This is a genomic window from Nocardioides sp., assembly GCF_024509035.1.
Taxonomy (GTDB): Bacteria; Actinomycetota; Actinomycetes; order Propionibacteriales; family Nocardioidaceae; genus Nocardioides.
Genome location: NZ_JANINT010000140.1, coordinates 1 through 5,762, shown reverse-complemented (window position 1 = coordinate 5,762; position 5,762 = coordinate 1). Strand labels below are relative to the sequence as shown.

The following is a 5,762-nucleotide window of genomic DNA, read 5'->3' as shown; positions in this document are numbered from 1 at the left end:
CCGGCCACCGCGAGAGCGGAGACGGCGGAAACCGCCAGACCCCGCTTGATGCCGCTGCTGTTCATGCTGTGTTTCCTTCCGGAGTGAATGGACCGGGAAGTTCCCCCGCCCCTTTACATGGAGCCCGAGAGCCCCGTGTGCAGCACTCGCATACGGATCCCGAGTGCCGATGAGGACATTAGAGATGTTGCGCGGGTCACGGCGTTGTTGTTGCAGCGCTGTCGGAAACCTGCAATAAATGGTCGTGGGTGGCGGGGACATGCCGGACAGACACCCGACGATCGGGGGATCATGGCAGACGAGGGCACGCCGCCACCGGGGCGTCGGCGCGGGCGCCCTCAGCGCCTTCCCGAGGACCCGCACACGCTCAGCTCGGGCAAGGTCGGGTGCGACCAGCGCATCGCCTGGCTGCTGACCGTGAGCCGGGTGCTGGGGCCCGATCCCGACCTCGCCCGGCGCGAGGGGTTCATCGCTGCTCTGAAGGAGCGCGGTATTGCCGTCGACGCCTCCCGAGTCTCTCGATGGGAGTCCGGCCTGCAGCCGCTGCCAGCGGCGGTGACGTCGACGTACGAGTCGGTCCTGGGCCTTCCCGAGGGGTGGCTGGTCGCGGTCGCCAACGGCCTCCGTCGCGCCTGCGGCGAGGGTCCGACGGTGCGGCGGAACACCGCGCACGAGGCGCCCCTCAGCAACAGGGAGGTCGAGAGCCTGCTCGATCGCGGCGAGCAGGGCCTCGCCACCGGCGCACATTGGATGAGACTCACCGACGAGCTCAACCGCTACGACAAGGTCTTCCTCCGCGACCGGGAGTGGGCCCAGGTGACGCACCATCTCATCACGGAGCTCGGGCGCGCGGTCGGCGCAGGATACGTACGCCGCTACGAGGCTGCGGCCGCCTTCATCGGCCACCCGATCGCGCGCCAGCACCTGCTGATGGCGATCGGTCGGTTCGTCACCGCTCCGGACGCCCAGGTCGTTGCTCCGGTGCTCAACCTGCTCGCCGAGGTGCCCGACAGGGCCGCGGCCGAGCTCACGCTCCGGCTGCTGTCCGGCGACACCGACAACATCTACCTCCGTCGCGCCGCGTCGTCGGTGGCCGCGATCAAGCTGGCCCGCCGGCACTTCGACGAGAGCGCCCTTCCCAAGCTGGAGTCCCACGTGCTCGGTGCGCTGCGGCGCGGCGAGTCGCTCGACGGGCGACTCGACTCCTTCGACCTCGCGGTCCGGCTGCCCGAGGACTCCTGGGAGCGTGTGGCCGGCGGCCTGCGCACACGTCGGGCGTTCGGCTTGGTCACCAACGCACGAACCAGCGACGAGCTGGTCCCGAGCGCACGTGCCGCGTCTCTCGTGGCCGATCTGGCCGCGGCGGTCCAGGGCGAGACGCCCTCGCACCAGGCGCAGGAGCCCGACCAGATGCTGAGGCGACTGTTGCGTGAAGCCCTCCTGCACTCCCACAAGCCGCGTCGCCACCACGCGGCGCTGTTGATCGCCGCCTCGCCGTACGCGCGTGCGGCCGCCGACCACTGCCTGCGCCTCGCCGCCGACGACAACGAGCTGTTCGCGGCGCGTGCGTGGACCGTGCTGATGCGCCTGGGGGACGGCGGGCAGCGGGACCAGGTCGTCCACCGCGCCGTCGTGGACGACCGGCCGACGGTCCGGGCTCGCGCGCTCGTCAACGCCGGCCTCGGCGGCTCGCTCAAACCGGACCAGAGCGCCGCCATCGCAAGCCGCTACGACGCCGCCCGCAGCGCCGAGCGGCATGCCACCGTGTTCGCGCTCGGCATGGCGGCGGCCCCCGAGCTGGCCGACCTCGCAGAATCGGGCGATCCCGAGACCCAACGCAGCGCCCAGTGGTGGCTCGACCAGGGCCCGGTGATCATCGATCGCGACCTGGTCCAGAGCTGATCGCGAGTCACTGTTGCGGGACCGCTAGGAACGAGGCTGGCGGGCGAGCTGCCGGCTCTGGGCGACCAGCCGGCCAGCGGAGTCCCACACCTCGCAGTCCTCCTCGAACATCCCGCCCGCCATGTTGCGGGTCGCGTGCCGCACCCGCAGCCAGCCCGGCGCCGGCCGCGCTCGCACGTGTGTGGTCAGCTCGAGGGTCGGCGCCCAACCCGGCATGCCGAGGTCGAACGTCACGGGCGGCAGCGCGTCGACCACCATCAACAGCGACAGCGGGTCCGGCTCGCGGCCGTCGACGAGGCGGAACCACGCACTGAGCACGCCGTTGCCGCTCGGCTCCCCCACCGCCCAGCCGATGTGGTCGGGGTGGAAACGCATGTCGAAGCGGTCCATGAGCGGCGCGATCGCGCGCACCTCCGGCGGCGCCATCGTGTTGGGCACACACCGGTCGGGCGGCGGCATGTCCGGCTCGTCGGCCGTGGTGCGCACGTCGTCGCCGAGCCGGCCGAGGTCGCCGTACGTCGCCAGCGCGGTGATCCGCACGTCGTCGCCCTGCCGCAGGTCCGCAGCGGCGGTCGCCACGCTGCCGCCGTCCCGACGGACGTCGACGCTGATCGTCGCCGGTCCCGCGGCCGACGCGGACAGGTAGTAGGCCGAGACCGCGATCGGGTCGGGCTTGTCGGGCAGCGTGTGCCGCAGCGCGTTGCCCACGACCGCGAGCAGGTAGCCGCCGTTGATGCCACCGCCGACTGACCAACCTCCTGCGAGATCGGCGGCGAAGACGGCATCATGTTCGCGGCCATCGCCCGTCCCCTCCCGGCGGTTGACGGCGATCTGATCGTCGAACTCGTAGGTCACCCGAGGAGCGTAGGGAGCCTCGGCGCCGGCACGGGCGACGGGCTCCATGACCTGGGTCACACGGAGAAACGTTCATGGCGAGCGGCCGTCTCCCGACCCACTAGTCAGTCGAGATGATCTCGGCACCCGATCAGGAAGTGCACAGCCGCATGGACATCACCCGGCCCGCCCGTGCGGCGATGATCACCGCCAGCGCGCTCGGCCTGGCGCTCCTGGGCGCCAGTGTCGCCGTGCCGGACGCCGACGCGTCGCCGTCGACCAGCGTGCCGTCGTCGACGGCGCCGGCGCCGGCGCGACCTGAAGGCCCGGCGGACTACACCTTCCTGTCCTCGCCCGACTTCATGAACTGCGATCTCGCGGACGTCAGCAAGCTGAGGACCTGGCACCGCGGTCTGCCCAACTCGTGGAACTCGGCGTACGCGAAGACCGTCGACACGATCCTCGACTCGTTCGAGGCAGAGCAGCCGGACGACGTCCTCGTTGCCGGTGACCTGGTGGAAGGCCACTGGGGGCGCGACGACGACAACACCGGCATCTTCGGTCCGACGCGCAAGCCCAAGCAACGGACCGCGGCGATCAAGCGAGCGGCCGACTTCTACTTCTCCCGCTGGCGGCAGCGGTTCGACGCCCGGGACCTCCCCGTCTACGTCGCCGTCGGCGACCACGACATCGGCGACAATCCCTGGCGCGGCGGTGAGGACCCCCGGTGGAACCGCTTCAAGCGTGCCCACGTCGGCGCCTTCAAGCACGCGCTGTACCGCAAGGTGATCGCCCCCAGCCACGTGCCCAACCGGCCGCACGGGTCGGCCCGCGACACCGCCTACGCGACGTACCTCGACCCGGAGGTGCTGCTGGTCACCGTCGACGTGTTCCGGGTGGGCGGCGGCAACGTGGTCCCACAGCTCGACCGCCAGCAGCTCCGCTGGCTCGACCGCACCCTCGGGCAGGCGGAGCGCCGCGGCACCGACTGGCTCGTGGTGCAGGGCCACGTGCCGGTGCTCAAGCCGGTGCGATCGACGGGGTCCTCGCTGCTCTACTACCGCGGTGGCGAGCGGTCGCCGTTCTGGAAGGTGATGGCGAAACACCACGTCGACCTCTACCTCAACGGCGAGGTGCACGACATCAGCGTGCGCCGCGAGGACGGGATCACGCAGATCTCCCACGGCGGCACCATCCAGATGGCCAACTCCGACGGCCGCGGGTCGACGAACTATCTGCTCGGCGAGGTCTTCGGCGACACGATGTGGCTGCGCGACGAGCTGTTCATCCCGGAGACCATCGACTTCAACGGCGAGCTGTGGCAGGTCGGGGCCAGCCACCGACCGGTCATCCGCAAGGTCGTCCGCGACACACCCAAGAACGTCGGCCACCTAGTGCTCACCAGCGACAACCAGCTGCTCGCCAGCGACGGCCTGCTGACCCCGCTGCGGTGAGCCCACGGGCTCCTCGCGAGCATCGTGGGGCAGCATGGGCGGCATGACCGACCGGCGACCCCACTGGGTCTACGACCGGGGCGAGGAGCCTGACCCCCGCTTCACCCTCGCCAACGAACGGACGTTCTTGGCCTGGGTGCGCACAGCTCTGGCAATGCTCGCCGGTGGCGTGGCGCTGCACGCACTGAAGGTGCCCGGCACGGCATGGGTCCGCACCACGCTGGCGATCGTGCTGGTTCTGTTCGGAGCGCTCGTCACCGTCTTCGCGCTGGTGCGTTGGGCACGGGTCGAGCGGGCGATGCGGACGCGACAGCCGTTGCCTGGCTTCGGCCTCGGGTACTTGATGACGCTGACGGTCGCGGTCGGCGCTGTCCTTCTGGCCGTCGCCTTCCTCTGAGCCGATGTCCGCTGCACCTCGGTGTCGTGCGTTTGCCCGTCGTTGGAGCGGGGCAGACGAGGAGCATCCGACGCTTCGACCGACGGGGGAACCATGTCTTCGAGATCGCGCCATCTGACCATCGCCAGCGCCCTGATGCTGCTGCTCAGCGCGCTCGTCCCGGCGTTCGTGACCGCACCAGCCGATGCGGCGTCCGCGCTCAAGTGCGGGAAGTGGACCTACGACTCCGGGTCGTCGTCGCAGTACCGCAGCTGCGTCAAGGTCACCAAGATCAAGCCGTACATCAAGCAGGACGGCAACTACCTGGTGCACAACAGCAGCCGCCGCCAGACGGTGGAGGCGACGTGCGCGTGGGAGCACTCGACCACGTTCACCTGGAAGGTCGAGGGGACGGTCAAGGCCGAGGCCGGGCTGATCTTCTCCAAGGTGTCCGCCGAGGTCACCTCCGGCGTCTCGCACAGCACGACCGACGCGACCAGCCTGGGCTTCAAGTTCAAGCTCCGGCCGCGCAAGTGGGCCTACTGCGCGCGCGGACACGCCGCCTTCCAGGTCGCGGGCCAGGCGATGCGCCAGGTGTGCACCGCCCAGGAGACTGGCTGCCACTTCGTGAACGTCCGCAACTTCACCGGCAAGATCCCCTCCTCCAGCTTCCTGGACTACGGCCCCGGCAAGAACATCGACTGGAGCCAGTACCTCCCGAAGAAGTAGCTCGCTGCGGTCCCGGTGGCCTACGCGATCTGGTCGGGCGTCGGCACGGCCCTGGTCGCCGTCGTCGGCATGACCCTGGTCGCCGTCGTCGGCTTCGCCTTCCTCGGGGAGTCCCTCGGCTGGATGAAGGTGCTCTCGCTCGCGATGACCGTCGGCGGTGTTGTTGGGCTCAATCTCGCCGGGGCTCGCTGATCATTCCGCCGTCATCGCACGGGTCAGGCTTGGCGAGACCTCCGAAGCCCGCGCACGGCGCCGGATGTAGTCGGGCTGCGGGCTGCTTCCGCTTGCGGTCGGCTGGCAACGAAGCGGGAGCGGTCCGCCGGCGCGCGGGCCTCCTCCCGGCTTGCCGACCGCCGCCTCGGACGGAATCTCTCCGCAGCATCTCGCGATTGCTGTTGACTTTCCGAAAGTTTGTTTGATAGACTGCCGCCACGACTTCATCTCGGGAGTGGCGATGACCGCACAAG

At 70.0% G+C, this 5,762-nt stretch carries 6 protein-coding genes; 5 read left to right on the top strand and 1 reads right to left on the bottom strand.

What is annotated here, in order from left to right:
* Nucleotides 1-291 precede the first annotated feature (291 nt).
* Entirely contained in the window at nt 292-1,902 is a 1,611-nt protein-coding gene (locus Q0L15_RS11220; RefSeq protein ID WP_296604395.1) for a hypothetical protein, read from the top strand.
* Between the two features lie 24 nt (nt 1,903-1,926).
* On the opposite strand, the gene Q0L15_RS11215 is transcribed toward Q0L15_RS11220, so the two are convergent.
* Nucleotides 1,927-2,757: a thioesterase family protein gene (locus Q0L15_RS11215; RefSeq protein WP_296604394.1), complete on the bottom strand. Its 831-nt coding sequence runs from the start codon at nt 2,755-2,757 to the stop codon at nt 1,927-1,929.
* Nucleotides 2,758-2,870: 113 nt separating this feature from the next.
* On the opposite strand from Q0L15_RS11215, the gene Q0L15_RS11210 reads away from it, so the two are divergent.
* The 4 genes from Q0L15_RS11210 to Q0L15_RS11195 all read left to right on the top strand — a co-directional run bounded on the left by Q0L15_RS11210 (nt 2,871) and on the right by Q0L15_RS11195 (nt 5,487).
* Entirely contained in the window at nt 2,871-4,190 is a 1,320-nt protein-coding gene (locus Q0L15_RS11210) for a metallophosphoesterase (protein ID WP_296604393.1), read from the top strand.
* Between the two features lie 34 nt (nt 4,191-4,224).
* Entirely contained in the window at nt 4,225-4,587 is a 363-nt protein-coding gene (locus Q0L15_RS11205; protein WP_296604391.1) for a DUF202 domain-containing protein, read from the top strand.
* 93 nt (nt 4,588-4,680) lie between these two features.
* Complete coding sequence (locus Q0L15_RS11200; protein ID WP_296604390.1) at nt 4,681-5,295, top strand: hypothetical protein; 615 nt, start codon at nt 4,681-4,683, stop codon at nt 5,293-5,295.
* Between the two features lie 15 nt (nt 5,296-5,310).
* Nucleotides 5,311-5,487, top strand: a complete 177-nt coding sequence (locus Q0L15_RS11195; protein ID WP_296604389.1) for a hypothetical protein — start codon at nt 5,311-5,313, stop codon at nt 5,485-5,487.
* Nucleotides 5,488-5,762: the final 275 nt, after the last annotated feature.

Excerpts from the sequence above, each read along its gene's own strand:
- Q0L15_RS11220 (WP_296604395.1), top strand. The coding sequence starts at position 292 with ATGGCAGACGAGGGCACGCCGCCACCGGGGCGTCGGCGCGGGCGCCCT.
- Q0L15_RS11210 (WP_296604393.1), top strand. The coding sequence starts at position 2,871 with ATGATCTCGGCACCCGATCAGGAAGTGCACAGCCGCATGGACATCACC.
- Q0L15_RS11205 (WP_296604391.1), top strand. The coding sequence starts at position 4,225 with ATGGGCGGCATGACCGACCGGCGACCCCACTGGGTCTACGACCGGGGC.
- Q0L15_RS11200 (WP_296604390.1), top strand. The coding sequence starts at position 4,681 with ATGTCTTCGAGATCGCGCCATCTGACCATCGCCAGCGCCCTGATGCTG.